20 protein-coding genes are annotated in these 17,928 nt (G+C 44.8%); 1 reads left to right on the forward strand and 19 read right to left on the reverse strand.

Annotated elements, in window-relative coordinates:
• Position 1: 1 nt before the first annotated feature.
• From nrfD (DSOL_RS05130) to DSOL_RS05195, 16 genes are all read right to left on the reverse strand, one after another.
• The gene (nrfD, locus tag DSOL_RS05130; protein WP_075363810.1) at positions 2-1,168 is read right to left on the reverse strand and encodes an NrfD/PsrC family molybdoenzyme membrane anchor subunit; all 1,167 of its coding nucleotides are present in this window, start codon (positions 1,166-1,168) and stop codon (positions 2-4) included.
• Positions 1,168-1,788 (reverse strand): sulfate reduction electron transfer complex DsrMKJOP subunit DsrO, encoded by a 621-nt coding sequence (dsrO, locus tag DSOL_RS05135; RefSeq protein ID WP_345788365.1) that lies wholly within the window; start codon positions 1,786-1,788, stop codon positions 1,168-1,170. Before dsrO ends, nrfD (DSOL_RS05130) begins: the two co-directional genes overlap by 1 nt.
• Positions 1,789-2,074: 286 nt before the next feature.
• Positions 2,075-2,644: a rhodanese-like domain-containing protein gene (locus tag DSOL_RS26680; protein ID WP_083642319.1), complete on the reverse strand. Its 570-nt coding sequence runs from the start codon at positions 2,642-2,644 to the stop codon at positions 2,075-2,077.
• Between the two features lie 136 nt (positions 2,645-2,780).
• On the reverse strand, positions 2,781-3,440 hold the full coding sequence (locus DSOL_RS05145; RefSeq protein WP_075363812.1) for a response regulator: 660 nt from the start codon (positions 3,438-3,440) through the stop codon (positions 2,781-2,783).
• A 41-nt stretch (positions 3,441-3,481) separates the two neighbouring features.
• Positions 3,482-4,999 carry a HAMP domain-containing sensor histidine kinase gene (locus tag DSOL_RS05150; protein ID WP_083642320.1) on the reverse strand — a complete coding sequence of 506 codons (1,518 nt, stop codon included), beginning with the start codon at positions 4,997-4,999 and terminating at the stop codon, positions 3,482-3,484.
• Between the two features lie 52 nt (positions 5,000-5,051).
• Entirely contained in the window at positions 5,052-6,008 is a 957-nt protein-coding gene (locus tag DSOL_RS05155) for a substrate-binding domain-containing protein (RefSeq protein ID WP_083642321.1), read from the reverse strand.
• A 75-nt stretch (positions 6,009-6,083) separates the two neighbouring features.
• A complete protein-coding gene (locus tag DSOL_RS05160) occupies positions 6,084-7,562 on the reverse strand; it encodes a hypothetical protein (protein WP_139314388.1) in 1,479 nt (492 codons plus the stop codon).
• A gap of 248 nt (positions 7,563-7,810) precedes the next feature.
• The gene (locus tag DSOL_RS29705) at positions 7,811-8,077 is read right to left on the reverse strand and encodes a cytochrome c biogenesis protein CcdA (RefSeq protein WP_345788363.1); all 267 of its coding nucleotides are present in this window, start codon (positions 8,075-8,077) and stop codon (positions 7,811-7,813) included.
• A complete protein-coding gene (locus tag DSOL_RS05165; RefSeq protein WP_345788364.1) occupies positions 8,044-8,502 on the reverse strand; it encodes a cytochrome c biogenesis CcdA family protein in 459 nt (152 codons plus the stop codon). Before DSOL_RS05165 ends, DSOL_RS29705 begins: the two co-directional genes overlap by 34 nt.
• A gap of 206 nt (positions 8,503-8,708) precedes the next feature.
• Positions 8,709-8,789, reverse strand: coding sequence for a YbbN family protein (locus DSOL_RS29935; protein WP_235838712.1), 81 nt, complete (start codon positions 8,787-8,789; stop codon positions 8,709-8,711).
• Between the two features lie 38 nt (positions 8,790-8,827).
• Positions 8,828-9,025: a hypothetical protein gene (locus DSOL_RS28690; protein WP_235838700.1), complete on the reverse strand. Its 198-nt coding sequence runs from the start codon at positions 9,023-9,025 to the stop codon at positions 8,828-8,830.
• Positions 9,026-9,089: 64 nt separating this feature from the next.
• Complete coding sequence (locus DSOL_RS05175; protein WP_075363813.1) at positions 9,090-9,530, reverse strand: DUF2703 domain-containing protein; 441 nt, start codon at positions 9,528-9,530, stop codon at positions 9,090-9,092.
• 230 nt (positions 9,531-9,760) lie between these two features.
• Positions 9,761-10,837 carry an ACR3 family arsenite efflux transporter gene (arsB, locus tag DSOL_RS05180; protein WP_075363814.1) on the reverse strand — a complete coding sequence of 359 codons (1,077 nt, stop codon included), beginning with the start codon at positions 10,835-10,837 and terminating at the stop codon, positions 9,761-9,763.
• Between the two features lie 28 nt (positions 10,838-10,865).
• Positions 10,866-11,582 carry a metallophosphoesterase family protein gene (locus tag DSOL_RS05185; RefSeq protein WP_075363815.1) on the reverse strand — a complete coding sequence of 239 codons (717 nt, stop codon included), beginning with the start codon at positions 11,580-11,582 and terminating at the stop codon, positions 10,866-10,868.
• Between the two features lie 59 nt (positions 11,583-11,641).
• Positions 11,642-11,968, reverse strand: coding sequence for an ArsR/SmtB family transcription factor (locus DSOL_RS05190; protein ID WP_235838701.1), 327 nt, complete (start codon positions 11,966-11,968; stop codon positions 11,642-11,644).
• 286 nt (positions 11,969-12,254) lie between these two features.
• Positions 12,255-12,581 (reverse strand): hypothetical protein, encoded by a 327-nt coding sequence (locus DSOL_RS05195; protein ID WP_207649603.1) that lies wholly within the window; start codon positions 12,579-12,581, stop codon positions 12,255-12,257.
• Positions 12,582-12,809: 228 nt separating this feature from the next.
• Between DSOL_RS05195 and DSOL_RS05200 the strand changes: the two genes are divergently transcribed.
• Entirely contained in the window at positions 12,810-13,778 is a 969-nt protein-coding gene (locus DSOL_RS05200; protein ID WP_075363817.1) for a HAMP domain-containing histidine kinase, read from the forward strand.
• Here the strand turns inward: DSOL_RS05200 and DSOL_RS05205 are convergent.
• From DSOL_RS05205 to DSOL_RS05215, 3 genes are all read right to left on the reverse strand, one after another.
• Positions 13,759-16,158 (reverse strand): molybdopterin-containing oxidoreductase family protein, encoded by a 2,400-nt coding sequence (locus DSOL_RS05205; RefSeq protein ID WP_170871443.1) that lies wholly within the window; start codon positions 16,156-16,158, stop codon positions 13,759-13,761. The genes DSOL_RS05200 and DSOL_RS05205 overlap by 20 nt on opposite strands.
• Before the next feature lie 207 nt (positions 16,159-16,365).
• The gene (gene nrfD / locus DSOL_RS05210; RefSeq protein WP_075363819.1) at positions 16,366-17,286 is read right to left on the reverse strand and encodes an NrfD/PsrC family molybdoenzyme membrane anchor subunit; all 921 of its coding nucleotides are present in this window, start codon (positions 17,284-17,286) and stop codon (positions 16,366-16,368) included.
• Complete coding sequence (locus tag DSOL_RS05215; protein ID WP_075363820.1) at positions 17,264-17,890, reverse strand: 4Fe-4S dicluster domain-containing protein; 627 nt, start codon at positions 17,888-17,890, stop codon at positions 17,264-17,266. The genes nrfD (DSOL_RS05210) and DSOL_RS05215 overlap by 23 nt, the downstream gene beginning before the upstream one ends.
• Between the last annotated feature and the right edge of the window lie 38 nt (positions 17,891-17,928).

A 17,928-nucleotide genomic window follows, 5' to 3' on the forward strand; every position in this document is an offset into this window, starting at 1 on the left:
CTTATTGTGCAACCCCCTTCGTGGTTGGAGTGGATTTCATTTCCTGTGCGCCAGGGCGATTCAAAGGCAGAACTGAATATAAGAATGACAATACTACTGCTGCCGCCACTGCAATACTTATCACAATTCCAATATCCCGCCCAGAAGCAACATACTCAATAATTTTGCTTCCTGTAAGTGGCAATTTTTGGCCACCGATCACGAGGTTTATCCGCATGGCCAGCACTCCGATAATCGTGAGAAGAGAAGCAGTCACCACCGCCGGGAGACTTTGGCGGGCTTTTTTAGAGAGTAGAATTAAGAAAGGAACAAGCATCCCGAGAACGTTTTCTAGGCCTAAGAAACTCCATCCTTCGCTATGCAAGAGGAAATACCCGGCAGCATACCCAGATTCGGAGGAATACCAGAGAACAATAAAGTAAATAATCATGAGGCTACCATCCACTAAAATGAACCATTTCATAAGGTTGGCAATGTCCGCAATTAAGGATTTTATATCATCGTTTAAACGGCCAAATTTGAACTTCTCCACAAGCATCACAACAATGATAAACAATCCTGTACCTGAAACCATGGCCGACATCAGGAAAATAATCGGCATGAGCGGCGTATGCCAAATGGCGCGAGCTTGCACATTGCCTAAAATAAATCCCGTATATCCGTGAACCGCCAAAGCAAGTGGAACCCCAAGAGTTCCGAAAAACTTAGCTTGTTTTTTGTCATTTTCTTTAGACGCTTCGGACATATCCGTTTTGCCAAAGAGCAAAAAACGGTAGAGGGATGCTTTAAAGCCGCCTTGGTTTAAACCCTTCACGAAGTCCTGACGGAAAAGAAACCAAGCATAAATCATGAGGCAAACCGGATAAAGAATCAGAAGATAAACTCCCCAAGACATCGCCGACGTGAGATGAACATGTGTGAAAAGATTGATGAACCTCCCCGGCTGAGACAAGTCAAAGAGAAGGTGCAGGGGAGCAAAGAGCAACAAGACAATCGCCATGATAACCCCAACTTTGGACACCTTTTTATACTTTTCAATCCCGAAAACCGTCCCCAAACTCGTTAATATGAAAGAACCTGCACTCATCCCAGTGTAGTAGAAATACAAAGCAATGAGTAAGCCCCAGTAGATTTCATGGGGCACGTCAAAGAAATGAACAGTCAGCATCAATTCTCACCCCCGACGATTTTTAGCAGATTTGGCCGCAAGGCCTTTTCATCCGCCCCAATGTAGTAGGTTTGCGGACGATTATTCGTTTCTGGCTTGCTCACCGTCACAGCCTGTGTGGCGAGTAATTTAGACACTTCACTAATAGGATCATTTAAGTCCCCAAAGAAACGAGCGCCCCCAATGCACGTGTTAACACAAGCCGGAAGAAGGCCCACTTCTACTCGCTCATGACAGTAGGTACATTTTTCAGCCGTTTTACGCTCTGGATTAATAAACCGAGCATCATATGGGCACGCCGCAATACAATACCCACACCCGATACAACGATCGTAATCGACAAGCACTGTTCCGTCTTCAAGTTGGTAGGTGGCCTTAACGGGACAAACATTGAGGCAGGATGGATTCTCACAGTGATTGCAAAGGCGAGGCAACCGATGGCGGGAAACATTCGGAAATTTCCCAGTCTCTAACTCCTCGACCCAGGACCTATTTACGCCCAGCGGCACATTGTTCTCACTTTTGCAGGCCACTGTGCACGCGTGACAGCCTACACACCTGCGCAAGTCAATCACCATGGCATACCGTTTTCCCATTGTCTCATCTCCTCGTATTGTTATAGTGCTTGCCACCTTCGCCAAATACGGGCAGGCGCCAGATATGTTCTACGGCACCCTATCGGTCTTGACTACCTAATTAGAGCAAGGGCTCTCAAGACTCGGAGGCAGGTGAAAATCTTCACCTGCCTCCATCTTATAGTGTAATTAATCTCGCTTATAGCGGGATTAATCCTAAACCTACTTCTCTTTATCCCTATATTAAAACCTATTTGTGTCAGGTTTATCCTGACATTTCAGAGGCGAGCAGTACAGCGTGTGCGAATGGGCTAAGACACTTCCTCCCAAGTTAGCACCCCCCAATACTCTCCGTGACCTCTCCACTCCCCAAGCTCCGCCATTGCTCCATTCCACCCACTAAAACCTTTAAGTGTTGTGGGTCATATCCTTTACTGACCAGAGTTTGCCAAGCAGTAAAGGCTCGCACTCCAGTAAGGCAGATGAGAATAACGTCTCTATCTTTTGCAATTTTAGTTATTTGAGCTTCTACCGACCCCAACGGAATATTGACAGCCTGAGGAACATGTCCCGTCGCGAACTCACTTGGTTCACGCACATCGATAATCTGCCAGTCTTTCTTCGCCTTAATTCCTTCATCTAATTGACTGGCTGAAATCATCGATTCTGCTGTTAATGTCTTAGGTGCCGAAGCGTTCGCACCAGCTGTCGGATTCGCAGTATTATTAGGAGGCTGGTCTTCCGACTTTCCTGGAGACACTTCTTGTTTTCCCGTAGTTCCTGCCGAAGGTGTCACCGTGGTTGAATTTGTATTTCCAGGAGTTCCGCACCCCGCGCTGAACACAGCTATTAGTAAACCCAACCCTAACGCTTGAGTTATTCGGGTCACGTTGCTTGACAATCCCGTCCCCCCTTCCGTATCGTAAAACTCCTTTGCTTAGTGCCCGCCAAGTCTATCCATAAGATCTTATCTCGATTAAAACATACCCTTTCTAATCGTATTTGCCAATTAGGAAAAAACCTGACACGTGTCAGGTTTAACCGTTAATGATTCCATTTTCCATGGCATACCGTACAAGTTCAGCCCGTTTACGCAAATCGAGCTTCTCCATCACTCGGGTTTTATATGTTTCAACAGTTTTAACGCTAATATGGAGGAGTTCTGCAATATCATGGTTCGTATGCCCAAGGGCCAAGTACTTAAGGACTTCTCGTTCCCTCTCGCTCAGTCCTTTCTCCTTTTTCTCTTTGATGCCAGGTGTTTGCGGCCCAACCATCTGATAGAGCATGGCAGCAGCCATAGGAGGATAAACATAAAGTTCTCCACGCGAGACCATACGGATGGCTGAAAGCAATTCCACATCCGCTGCCTTTTTTAAAACATACCCTTTCCCCCCAGCTCGGATGACAGCCTTCATATACTCTTCATCATCATGCATGGTTAAAACCAAAATCTTGGTGGTCGGATGCTTCTCTAGGATTCGCTCTATACACTCTAAGCCACTGAGCTTAGGCATGGTGAGATCGAGTAGCACTAAATCAGGCAGGATCTTCTCCACCATCTCAACCACTTCTTCCCCGTCCGCTGCCTCACCGACAACCTCAATATCCTCTTCAAGATTCAATAAGACCCGTAGCCCCGCTCTTAGCACGGCATGATCGTCTCCGAGTAGAATTCTCAGTTTCTTATCCGACATGAGGCTCCTTCTTTCCTGCTCTTTGATTCAAATAAGTTTGATTAAACTTCAGCTGGAGTAATACCGCTAAACAAGTTTCCTTTGTCAGGTATTTTGATAAAAACGGTTGTGCCGATTCGTTTTTGGGACTCGATCTTAAAGGTTCCACCTAGTAAAGCAGCCCGCTCTTGCATCCCAAAAAGTCCGAGCCCTCGTCCCGGTTGTGTAACCGTTTGATTAGGGTCAAAGCCTTGACCGTTGTCTTCAACAATGGCCGAAACCCATCCTGCCCGCCAATCCAGCAAAATAGAAACCATACTGGCCTCGGCATATTTTGCCACGTTCGTTAAAGCCTCTTGTACTATACGATATAGGGCAACTTCAATAGCGGGAGAAACACGGTGTTCCTGGAACCCAATCACATGAAAGTCTATTTCCGTACCAAATTTCGTTTCATATTCCCGGAGGTAGCGTTCTAAAGCGGGCACCAACCCCATGTCATCGAGGACGCTGGGCCGTAGTTCCCTTGCTAAGTGATGCACCTCTTCCAACGTCTGTGCAACGGTCTGGCGCATTTCTTGCAAACGATCTCCTACGGCACAGAAGGATGCTTCGGACTCTAAAACCTTTAATCCCACCATTAAAGAGGTCAACGCCTGGCTTGTTTCGTCATGAAGCTCTCTCGAAATGCGTTTTCGTTCCTCTTCTTGGGCAGTCATGACTTTTTCTAAGAGCTGAAGACGCATCTCTTCTTTTTCCCTGAGTTCAACCATCAGGTCCTCACGTTCACGGTAATTCTGACTCAAGGATACCGTCATCTGATTGAACGCTTCCGTTAAAACACCAATTTCGTCTTGGGAGTGAACCATCCCCTGAACATCTAGTTCTCCTTGAGTTACCCGTTGGGTTAAGGATACCAACTCACGGATCGGCTGCGTTAAAACACGGGTTAACAAGACCGCTGCAACAATCCCTAGGGCCGAGACAAAAAGTGCAATAAGCAACAGGTTCCACGTCATCTGAAGCACCGCTTTTTGCAGCCCATTTTCCTCCATCCCGACCCGTGCTACCCCTAACTTTCCATTTAAGATAGGAACGGCAACGTCACGAACAATCCCAACTTCTGTGCGAAAAGCCGTTAAATGATACTTATCGGTTCCAGGCACTGCATTCGCTTTCAGCAATTCTTTGGGAAACGCCTCACCAAACGTATGCGCCAAGACATTCCCTTGAGGATCAACAACGAAAATATATAAAACATCCTCATTATTTTTAAGAGTGTTTTGAAGCAATTCATAAACTGCATAGGCATTATTGATTAATAGCTCATTAGTAGCTCTTGCCGCGACATCACTTCCGATCGAAACTGCCCTTTTGTCGAGTTGGTCTCGCAAATTGTTCGTCAGGATGTTTCCCATTTGCCAAACAATCATGCTACTCAAAAGAAGCACAAGCACGCCGACTAAGCCTAGGATTTTATACTGCACCCGGACATGTCTGAGTTTCTCCTTCAGATAATTCACAAAGGGATTCCTTAAACCTTTCTCTTTTATTTCCTTCACCCTTGATTTTAATGTCATAAAAGCCTCTTTCTTGCCAACCTAATCTACTGACTAACCGCCACCGGATAAATTACTTCTTATCCTTAAGAGCGGCATTCGCCTTTACCATCGTTTGAATGGGCTCATAGGCCGCATAGTTGGGTAACACAAAACGATCATATAAGAGAGCCTGCAAGGCCTTCTTACCGACGGGATCATTATCCATTTGCAACAACGCTTCCAGTAATGCCGCTTTGAGATGAGAGTCAATACTCTTGTTAACCACGACCGGAGGGCTTCCAACCTCCGGAGACTGTGCAATAATGCGAATTTTTGCCGCTAGCGAAGGATCCTTAGCCACAGTATATTGATACACCAACGAATCCACTCCGGCTGCCGATACCACATTGTCCAAAACTGCTTTAATCGAATTATCATGACTGTACGTATAAACAACTCGTTTGAAGAACTCGGTGGGTAGGCTGTTCAAAAGCGTTACCATATACGTTGGAGCAATCGTCCCAGAAAAGGAAATAGGATCCGTAAAGCCAAACACCTGGCCCTTAAGATCTTGAAACGACTGAAACTTACTATTCGAGTTCACAATGATATAGGACTGATAGGTTGATTTTCCATTCACTTCGGGAATAGCCAATAACTCGAGGTTTTCTTGTTTACCAATGACATAGGCTCCCGAACAAATAAAGGCCACATCGACCCCCTGATCACGAACGAGGTCATTAATCTCTTGATAACTTTGACGCTGTATTAATTGTACAGGTCTGCCGATTTTACTCTGGAGATAATCGGCTAAGGACTGATAATTCGCTAAGGTCTCACGAGGAGACAAAACCGAAGAAATTCCCACCCGCAAGACATTCTGATTCTCCATGGGCTGTGGATTAGTCAGAGAATAATCCGTTGGTTTAACGCTGACAATGGGTAAGCGGTCTGCACTTTGGCAGCCCACAAGCACAAAAACGATCAATAAGACGGTTAAAGCCCAGCTAATATACTGAACCAATTTTTTGATCCCCCAAGAGCGCATACCTTTCCCCCCAAACCATTTGCCGATCTTATAGTTTATATTCGTTTTTATTCTACCATTTCCTGCCCGTCAATATTACTTCACTAAGTTTCCAGAGACATCATGGCACTTATGACAATCATTTGACGTCTGTCGTTTAGGATCTTGTTGACAGGCACTTCCATTAACAAGGGGGATAAGATATCTTTCCCCCTTGACCTTACTGTTTAAAACCCAACCTTCGGCATCCCGGCGGATATATGGCAATTCTTCTCCTTTAGCCGTCTTCAAGAGTTGATCTCCTATTTTCAGCCTTGGAAAATTTGGGTTAACCTGTTCTTCTTCAAAAGCAAGGTCGTCTAGCGAACTGACCGTCCGTGCTGCAGGAGTTGTTTTCTTGGTTCCATGGCAATCGAAACATTGAATTTTCACCGTTTGGTATTCCCAAGCGTAGAGATGCCCATCTCCCATAACATCTTGCCGGGTATGGCAATCAATACAGTCCAGCTCTACTTCGCATTGCGTGAAGACCATACCCGGCTGGTAAGCATTCTGCAAGCGATCATCCAAACTTTCTTGGTTAGGACCTGAGGAAACTTTGACACGCGCCAAATCTGGACGAGCTTTAAACTGTATGTTATAGAGGTCGGGCATCCCCTGATTATGACATTGATTACATTGGGTGAATGGAATCTGAGTGGTCAAACGATGAGTCAGGCCATGTCCTACCTCACTTTTAGGGATCGTCACATCCTGTCCCTGATAGGTATGGTTCCAATTCGTCAGGACATGACAACTTTCACAACCGTTCGCCGAGGAGTCTAGCCACGGCAATTTCCCCTTGCTCTGGTGACAGAGTTCTAAGCAATTATGTTGTAAATTCTGTTCAAGGGGTTGACCATTCAACGGCGTGGGGACCTGTGACGCGGTTCCACCCGATTTCACTGAAATTTTCGGAGAAACATCGAGCCCACGCATATAGCGAACCATGGAGAGCTCTCCTCCTTTATTAGCCATCAGTGATGTTGGAACCAAGTCCACTTGATTATCCTCGCTTCGGGCATGCCCGGAATGACATTGTCCGTTCGAATTTTGGGAACCGCAACTCAATTGGCTAACCTCTAATTGACCTGGATGCCCCGCTCCATACATCCCTGCATGAGCCTGATCTTGATCAAGAGAGAGCGCATTTCCGCCGTGACAAACCACGCACCCGAACGTTTCCGTCGGATGAGAGTCGGAAATTTCTTCGATTCCCAAATGGCAGGTCTGGCAACGTTCGACTGTTCCATTGGGAAGAGTTAAGCTTCTAATCTCCGGCTGCTTTCCCTTCATGTTCTTCCGTTGTTGTTCTAAGTCTCCCCTTAGAACTGGATTTTGAGTTGCCATAATTTTTCTATCTAATTGAACGACTTGAGAACGGTAATAGTTAATTTGCCAGGTTTCCCAACTTGGATGACTATTAGCCCAAATAACTCCAATAAACATTGCTAACAACAGTAATACTGATCCCAGGAGTATCCATTCAAAATGTTGCGATACTTGCCTGCAGTTTAGCATGAACTTTTTGAACATAGGACCCTCCCGTTTCTACAATGTAACACATCTAACATTGAGTGTTAAGTGATACCCGTCCATTGAGTCCATGGTATTAAAAAAGAAGGACATCTTGCCCCTCTCTTTAATATGCTACAGTCATTTCACAATAAGAACAGGGCATTCTGCTCGCTACTAATCTTACTATATCAACTGTCCTGGCTCTCTTAGTCCATTCACTCTGTTGTCGTCGGGGATACTTCCACTCTGCATGGTATTGTTAGTTTCTAAAATCCTAAGTAGAACATGTAAAATGCTATGAGCAGAATTACGCTACCCATGACAATTCTCAGAACCTTGCTGAGTGTACCATATTTATTGTTTGATGTCATATTTTTTACAAAACCAACAGAGGTTCCTGCGACAAGTACTAAGGCACTATGACCTACTGAATAAAGCAATAACAGAACAATTCCCCAAAACAAGTTGCCTTGTTCTGCTACAACAGCAAGAAGTGTAATCAGTACAGGTGTTGCACAAGGGGATGAAAACACCCCCCCAATATTCCAGCTATAAATGCTCCAATATACCCCCTTCTGGTGTTCCTTGCCATCAGGTAGGTTGACGGAATGAAATTGTAAATTTCCCATGTTTGCATAGCCATTAACACCATCAGCACACCCAGTAAAAGATACCACCAGGAAGAGGATGTTCCCATGAGTTTACCGACAAGTGATGCTACTGTTCCTAATATGGTAAAGGTGACTGCTGAGCCTGCCGCAAAAGTAAGCGAAATTCTAAAGGCCCTTTTAGTGTCGTTGTTTCCAGGGCCTCCCACATAGCCAATTACCAGTGGAACACTGGATAAAGAGCACGGGGTTAGGGAGGTTAATCCACCCGCCAGCAGAACAAGCAAGGGAGCTACCCACATATTTTGGGTAATAAGCGTGGAAAGAATTTCAAGCCATTCAGTGATCATTCCACACCCATCTCCTTTAGTACAGCTCTAAGTTGTGCTTCTGTCATACCTCCTTGATGTGCAGTATAAACATGTTTATTGGTATCACGAGTGGAATATATCTTCATTTGCATAGCTTCTGCATCTCGAGGCACAAAGGGATTGCCGTCTTTATCAAAATAGAACTGCGTTGGGATTAAGTCTACCGGAAAATTATCAGCTGCATTTTAATTTTTCCAAACATCCACGAACTTCACAATGGCCTTGCCCTGCATCTCCGTATTAAGTTTCTTGAGCACTGGTGCCATTTCTTTACAAGGCACACAGGAATCTGCACCAAAATCAATCACAATAGGTAACCCATAGGATTTTGCTGTGCAAGGTCTATGACCGTCGCTTCAAGTGCGAAGTCACCTATATTTGCAGCCAAAGGCTTTTCCTGATTACTTTTTAGGAGAAAAATCCCTACTATTATTGCGATGATAAGAATAGGAACAATGATTTTAATAGTCGATTTGGAGTCTTTCTTAATATTTTTACTCAAAGTAAGAAGCCTTTCACGCCGAATGGTGAAAGGCTCTTAGAAGTTTAGCCGTTTTGAATTTGTTTTAGCAGCAATCTCCGCTATTGCAACCGCAGCCTGAATTTCCTGCTGGTACTGTTGTTGTTTCTACTATACCTAATACCTTGAGTGCCGCTTGACGGATGGCCTTTGCAGGGATATCTTCATATTCATTGCCTTCGAACGTTATCGTTCGACAATAGGTTTTATTTCCTAGTAATACAGTACAGGAATCACAATAGTTCTCTGATACCTCGATCTTTAGAATCTCTTCAATGGGAATTCCATTAAAGAGAATAACATTTGATTGAGGAATTTGGGTATCATCAAGTTTGGTCTCGAACCATTCAACCTCAATCCCCTGTGGCTGCAGTGCTCTGTTCAATCTTTTTACTTCTTGATTAAGATTTTCACCCGTATCATAACAACGGTTGCAGGTATCCCCCGCCACATCAAGGTGCTGCCATTCAATTTTAAGTGTTTTCATTTACATACCCTCCCAAATTTTTTATACCTTCATATATTAAGACGGGGATTTTGAAAAAAGGATGCAAAGTTTATAAAAGAAATGATAACTGTTTCTAATTGGAGAGGTGGAATTTGTGATTCACCCATGGAAACGATAGCTTATTAAGAAAAAAACGCAAGATAATCCACATGTGAATCATCTCGCGTTTTTTTTACAGTGTTAGGTTTTGCACTTCTCAAGTGAAAGCGTTAGGCTTTAATCGGCACTCCCTCTTTGTTAAAATACTTCTTCCCGAAGAACAAACTAACATTAACTAAGGCGATCATGACAGGCACTTCGATGAGCGGGCCGATGACTGCTGCGAAGGCGGCTCCGGAGCTAATTCCAAACACCGCGACAGCAACAGCAATGGCAAGTTCAAAGTTATTGCTCGCTGCCGTAAAAGCTAAGGTGACCGTTTGACCATAGGGAAGTCCTAGTCGCCAAGCCATATAGAAGGAGACAAAATACATAATTATAAAGTATATCAACAGCGGTATCGCAATTCTTACGACATCCAACGGTACGGAAACAATCGTCTGGCCTTTGAGCGAGAACATGATAACAATCGTGAAGAGCAAAGCGATGAGCGCAAGTGGGCTAATCTTGGGGATAAATTTTTTCTCGTACCACTCTTTTCCTTTAATAGGCAAAAGTATAAAACGTGTCAGCATCCCCGCAAAAAAAGGGATTCCCAAATAAATAAGCACGCTTTGAGCGATCTGCCAAATACTGATGTTCACGTTAATCTTCAGAGCGAGACCAAGCCAGCTTGGTAAGACAGTTAGAAAGATGTAGGCATAAACTGAATAGAAGATAACCTGAAAAACAGAATTCAGAGCAACCAAGGCTGCAGCATACTCTGAGTCTCCTTTAGCCAGACTGTTCCAGAGAATGACCATGGCAATACAACGGGCTAGGCCAATCATAATCAGTCCAGCCATATACTCTGGGTAATTATGCAAAAAAATTACAGCGAGACCAAACATTAAAATAGGTCCAATAATCCAGTTTTGAATTAAAGATAAGGTCATGACTTTACCATTTCTAAAGACACGTCCGATTTCCTCATATTTCACTTTTGCTAGAGGTGGATACATCATCACGATTAGGCCAATGGCAATCAGAATATTGGTCGTCCCCATCTGAAATTGGTTAATAAAATTAGAGGTGCCTGGGAATACAAACCCTATACCAACACCCACTGCCATTGCCAAGAAAATCCACAAGGTGAGATAACGATCCAACGTTGAAAGCTTACTGCGAAGGGGTAGCGCATTATTCATTGTTTAGCCTCCTATAATCCTAAATTTATTAATATTTTCCCGTCCGAATTATTTGAGCAAACTCATTCGGTAACTCAGAGGCTTCAATTGCCGTTGCCGTTGCCTCGTAATCATAAGGTACTTTTCGAAAATCAACCGTTACGTCTCTTGCAATAGATATAAGTGCATAAATAGCATGAGGGTCCCCATGCTTTGGTCTTCCAACGCTGCCTACGTTAATTAGCAATTTATCCTTCAAGACCATGGTAAAAGGCAGATGGGTATGACCACAGATGAGAACGTCGGTGTGAGCAAGAGCAATAAGCTCACTTGCATAATCTTCTGGAATTTCTTCTGTAACGTATTCATTTAACCGATTTGGGCTGCCATGGACTATAAGTAATCTTTTATCCGCGATATTAACCCGTATTTCTTTGGGGAGATTTCTCAAAAACTCTTTATTTTCTTCAAGAATGTGCCTCTTGGTCCACGCTATAGATTGATGTCCTAGAGCCTCTGCTTCAGCATCCTTATAGTCACAACCACAAATAAATCGCTGATAACCAATTCCATCGTCATAGTTACCCATGACTGTCGGAATGTTCTTTTCTTTGATTAAATCAATCACTTCATTGGGGAACGGGGCATATCCTACTAAATCGCCAACACAATAAACACTGTCAACTTGTTGTTCTTCAATATCTTTTAGTACAGCCTTTAGAGCAATGACATTGGCGTGAATATCGGATATTATTGCAACCTTCACAGCAAATTCCCCCTATTGCTTTAAACTAAACCATTGAGCCTTAGAATCACATTCAATTCTTAAGTGGGGCATCCTTTGGCACGCGCCAGCCGCTCCTCGTCTTCCTCGACCATGGGAAACGTCGGCATAAGCAAATCAAGCAGTGGATTTCCCATGGTCAGTGAATAATAAATCCATTGCCCTCCACGGCGTTCATGTACAAATCCCGCTTGGCGAAGCCGCCTCATATGTTGAGACACCCCAGGCTGGCTTATTCCCAAGACTTCTGTCAGATCACAGACACATAACTCCCGCCCCTCCAGTAACGATAAAATTCTCAACCGAGTTTTGTCCCCAAGCACCTTAAATTCTTCAGCCATCTCCTCAATTCGCGGTTCAGACCCCAAGCCCTTACCCCCTTTCGTTTTATTCATTGCTTATATAAGTATATTATTATATGTTTTATAGAATTACAACTATAGATTCATTATTTGAATAAAAATAAAACCATATGTTTGATATGAACTGTACCTTACGCGCCTTTATCTGATTATTCAATTACCAAACTTGAGCTCCCTGTTTTCTCTCAATCTAGGGGGCAACAAAGGTATTGTCGAGTTATGGCGACATAAAACAGTTTAAGATCCTAAAGGGCCTTCATCCCAGCTCATGGGATGAGGGCCCTTCTTATGATCAGCAAACCTTCCGAACCTCATCATAAATCATACTGTGGCTGATTCCGCCATAAAAACGGACAACCCCGTTAACCGCCACCAGCGGTAAAGCAAAGCCGTTTTTAAACATTGTATGAGGGGTATCGAAGCCCTTTAGGTCATCCTCAATAACATCGATAAACTGCAATTGCACGTCAGTCGCCAGATCACTTTCCTGGCAAAACCGGACTAAATCCTCGTACATTTCCCCCATAGTTTTTTCCGTCGCTGAACCACAGGCCCCACCGCAACTGCACGAACCGGCCGGAGCCTCTTCACGGATTCCGAACACATCCACTTGAACCATAATTTTTCCTCCCCTTCTTAAGAATTAATCTTTTATTGTAATTCATTAACGCCCTTGAAAAACCTAATTAATTAACCGTTGCAGGGTGGTAAAGAATTACCTCTTGCTGCTTAACTTTATATTTTAATATTAGTATACTATCATAGTTACCTATTTAAAAGACGAGAAGACCAACGCTCGTTCACAATCGCACCTGTTACTGCAACCTTGAATAAAGCTGTTAGTATTTTGGCGGTCAGCCTTCTCGCAGCACTCGCTCTTGCCATTGGCTTGGGCATCTTCTACTCTCTGCTCTTTACCCGTCCCTTGAAAGCCATGAATTTCACCGCCCTGGAAATCACGCGGGGAAATTATTCAGCTAGGACAGGAGTCAACCGCAAGGATGAATTAGGACAGCTTGGAAACTCTCTTGATCATCTGACTTTAAAGCTGGGAAATACAATCAACCAGCTTTTTCAGGAGAAAGGAAAACTGAATGACATAATCTCGAGTATTTCAGGAGGAATCGTTGCCTTCGATACGACCCTTAAGCCAATAAGTGTCAATACCGCCCTTGCGGAAATCATGAATAGACCTCAACCATATCTGATTGAAGCAGTAGAAAAGGACCTCAATAATTTGGAGATTGAGGTTCAACTCACAATGGTTATGGAAGATAAGAAACCCTCACAAGTATTTAAAGATTGGTTGGGCAAAAGGCTCAAATTTACCGTTTCACCCATTGTAGACAACCACGGTACGGTTACAGGGAGCGTTGCACTAGTTCAAGATATCAGTGAGAGCGAGCGCCTGGAACAACTACGCCGGGATTTTGTCGCCAATGTGTCTCATGAATTCCGTACTCCACTGACCGTCATCCGTGGTTCCTTTGAAGCCTTAGTGGATGGGATGGTTGAAAACAGTGAGGATATCAGGCGTTACCACCATAGGATCCTTGAATCAAAAATACTTGAGAATAATACGCTCTCCATCATCATTCGGGATCAAGGGTATGGTATTGCTGCCGATGAACTTCCCTATATTTGGGACCGTTTCTACAAGGTTGATAAATCCCGTCAAGGCCTTGGCACAGGACTAGGGCTTGCTATAGCCAAGCACCTGCTCGAACTTCATGACGGCAAGGTTTTTGTTCAGAGCGAGATCGGCAAAGGAACTGAAATAGAGATAAAACTGTTTGTTAGACTTTACTCACTTTAACGACCGTTTCCATAAAGGGTTGCCCTCCTCCGATCGGATCAACCATGACCGGAACTAGGGAATTCAAATGTACCCCAAACGTATGCCACCATTGTCCTTGATCATCAGGTGTTGGTACTACCTTTTTCCCTGAAGCATAGCGACCGTATTCAGTGTGTCCGACCCCCATGGCAAATGCCACCACTAAGGGATGGATTCCTTCCGTTACCCGGACTTTTGTTTTTTGTTGGCCGACCTTGGATTGCACGATCACTTCGTCCCCGTCTTTAAGATTCCGTTTGGCTGCACTCTGAGGATGAATCCAGAGGGGATTGTCATGAAATATCTCACTAAGCCACTTGCAATTAGCTGTCCGGGACTGAGTCTGCACGTGCACTTTAAAGGTCGTCAAGATCAAGTCATCCTGGGCAAGATTTTCTAAATGCTCAATCGGCACATAAGTGGGTAGCGGCGGCAATCCTTTCTCTTCTAGGATTTTTGAATAAATTTCAAATTTACCGCTTAACGGAAAAGCCGTTGGTATAAACCCTTGTAGCGCTTGATCCTTGATCATGACCCCCACGTACTTCTTTTTATCCCCCTCCATCTTATAAATCGTTCCGTTTTCGACGATTGTGCCGTTTAAAGTTTCCGATTTTATCGGCTTTTTATAGCGGTAGTACTCCAGCTTCTTGTTGGGATCAAACCACACGCCATGTTTTTTTAGATAATCCAAACCGCCAGCAGCCTGCAAACCCTCAATTCCAGCAATTCTACCCGCGACGTATTCATCCATAGTCTTAAAATCAAAAAACTTCTCTAAGCCACCCCCGATCCGTTGAGCTAGATCGATAAGCACATCTTGAAAAGGACGAGATTCTCCCAGCGGGGGAATCACAGGTTGGCGCAGAGCTACATAGGGATTACGAGAAAAACAATCTTCCTGCTCTAGGTTTTGGCGTTCGAGATAGGTTGCATCCGGTAATATCAGGTCCGCAAACAAGGTCGCTTCTCCCATATAGGCATCGACCGAGACAAAATAGGGAATCAACGTTTCATTCGCAAGAATTTGTTTCATATGTTCAGTATCCGGATAAGAGTAAGCATCATTGTTGACATAGGTGACATAGATACTGCACTTCGCACGTCCCTCTTCGATCAGAGGTAATCCAAGCTGAGCTACCCCGTGAGATGCCAGTGGATATTCATGCGGCTTAACCAGTTCGCTTTTTTGCGCAAGAGCCGGGGGCTTAGAAGCCTTTTCTTTGTATTTTATAGCTTCAGCCATACCGTATCCGCCCGGTGCATCCACACTTCCGATGACAGCGTTCAGCAATGAGATGCAGCGTTCCGACATCGTACCATTGGAATGGCTGGCAACCCCGCGATAGGAAAGTGTCGTCGCGTGAGGACGGGCTGAAGCGAATTCAAGTGCCAGACGACGGATATCAGGCGCTGCTACTCCACTAATTTTCTCGGCCCACTCCGGTGTGTAGGGCGCCAGATGGGCTTTGAGTTGCTCCACGCTGCTCGTCGTCCAAGTATTGATAAAGTCCGCATCATATTCCCCGGCATCCATGATCGCCTTGGTCATAGCTAAGGCGACTGCACCATCCGTACCCGGCTTGATGGGAAACCACTCGTCACTGCGTCCTGCAGTATTACTTAACCGTACATCAAACGTGACGAGCTTTGCCCTTTGATTGACACGGGCTTCAGAAATCCGCTGCGCCAAAGAAACGTGGATGGTATGCGCTTCAAAGGGATTACTGCCAAAATTCAGGATATATTTCGTATGATCCACATCCGGAAGCTCCCGGTAATACCCCCATGTTAATTCATTGGCAACAAATTTACTCCCTTCGCAAATGGTCGTATGATTCAATTGATGAGGAGTGCCATAGGCCGTAAAGAAACGCTCCGTCAAATCTCCAATCCTGTTTCGACCACTGCGGAATACCACTTCCTGAGCTCGTCCTTGCTCCCGGAGTGTTTTCATTTTGCCAACAAGTTCGCTTAAGGCCTGGTCCCAGGAAATACGCTCCCATTTTCCTTCTCCGCGTTTCCCAGCTCGTTTTAGAGGATAGAGAATCCGATCCGGATCATAGACCTGGTTCACGCCAGCCTGCCCTTTGGCGCATAATCGTCCCCGACTATTCGGATGTTCCGGATTTCCTTCAATCTTAACCAAGCGACCGTCTTCCACATAACCGATAATTCCACAACCGCTGACACATTGCAAACAAACACTGGGAATCCCTTGACGTTCTCCATTATTTTTCGGAGAAAAATCTTTGCCACTTTCCAACAGTTCCATCGCTTTCAGAGAAGGCGGAACAAGCAAGGGACTGCTGAGAAGCCCCATTAATGCTCCACTTTTAAGAAATTCTCTCCTGTTCACAGTGTTCACTCCTTGCTCAATTCTACAGGTATTTGAGATGCTCATGAATCATCCTCCGACGCAAATTGCAACCCTAGACCTAAATTCTATAAAGGAAACTTACTTCAGAAGGGATTTCAGACTCCTTCTGAATTTTAGCTGAACTTATCCAGGGGCTTAGTGCCGCTTAACTCCCACTTAAGAAGTGGAAGTCTTAGTGGCGCCCGATCAAGTCAAAGGTTGCAACTGTCCGACATAAAGAATGAGAAAACGGGAGGCGTATCCCCCGATCAATACTGCCAAAAGCAAAATTCTTACCCACTGCAAACTGACGTTTTCCCGTCGTCGCAGCCACCAGAATCCGATTCCTGGGAGCACCAGTCCCAAGGCTAGCGCGACTCCCCAAAACAGCCATCCAAAATCGATCATGAGTAAGCTAGCCGCTTCCCGAGTGTCGCGTGTGCCATGCCCATAAACGGCGATCCACAACAACCAGTTTCCGAGTGTAATCCATAACATAACGCTCAACGAAGTGAGCAAATTTCGAATCCTCATCCACCTGCCCTCTTGTTGACCTGCAAATGTACCGAGTAGACTCAGTGCTGCCAGCCCGGTGATTAAAAATAACAATACGGAAGTGATTGTTGTTTCCGGAGTCTGCCATAAGGCCCGCCCATAATTAACACTGAGCAAAAAACCATGATAGACTCCAATGGCTAAGCCCAGTAACGCAGCGATCCAACCGATCCAGCTACGAGAGCCGGACAACATATTGGTTTTTGTGCTTTCGTTTCCCTCTTTATCCCGCCACCATTGCCATGCGTAGATTAAAGAGAAAACCAGGAATAATCCCTGCAACCAGGATCCCCAAGCCAAGACGGAGGAAGCCTGCGGGTGAATGAGCAGCTCATAAATACGAAAGGGCTGCCCTAATTCACTGAGCAGAAAAATCAGGCCTAACATTACCAGAAACGGAGCGGTAATGCTTCCAACACGAATGAGCGCGCGATGTTTACTCTGGTTATGCCAAGTCAGCCAAAATGCGGTCAGGAAAAGCCCCACACCCATGCCACCGAAAAAGAGATCGAGAGCCACCTTATTTTCCCAATAAATATGATGAACGACATCATAGGTGATCGTTACTGGCATTAAAAGCCCTCCGTTCTATGTCATTATGATACTTATACGTTGGAATCAGCGTGTCTTTATCCGGGATAATGTAATACACTTGAGGACTTGTTCCCATTTCCGGTTTCAAAACCTGTACTTCCTGTGTATCCAACAATTTCCGAACTTCACTGTTAGGGTCATTGAGATCTCCAAAAATACGGTTACGCCCCACACAGGTATTCACACAGCTCGGAACCATGCCTTTGTCAACCCGATGATAACAGAAATCACACTTGTTGGCCACGTGTTTGCTAGGATGCGAAAACCGGGCTTCATAGGGGCAGGCCATAATACACGCTTTACACCCAATACAAAGGGATTCATCGACAACCACAATCCCATCTGGACGCTTATACGTGGCTTTCACCGGACAAACGAATGTACACGGAGGATTATCACAATGATTGCAGAGACGTGGTAAAAAACTCACGCGGACATGCGGATAACGTCCCTTTTCCTCAGTCTTCACCCACGCCCGCCAGTACCCGAGTGGAACGTCAAACTCCGATTTACAAGCAACAGAACAAGCATGACAGCCGATACACTTACGTAGGTCAACCACCATGGCATAACGTTTATTCATGATAGAGCGCAACCCCCTCTCCTATTTATTTCTTATTG

Source organism: Desulfosporosinus metallidurans (assembly GCF_001936615.1).
In the GTDB taxonomy this organism is placed as follows: Bacteria; Bacillota; Desulfitobacteriia; order Desulfitobacteriales; family Desulfitobacteriaceae; genus Desulfosporosinus; species Desulfosporosinus metallidurans.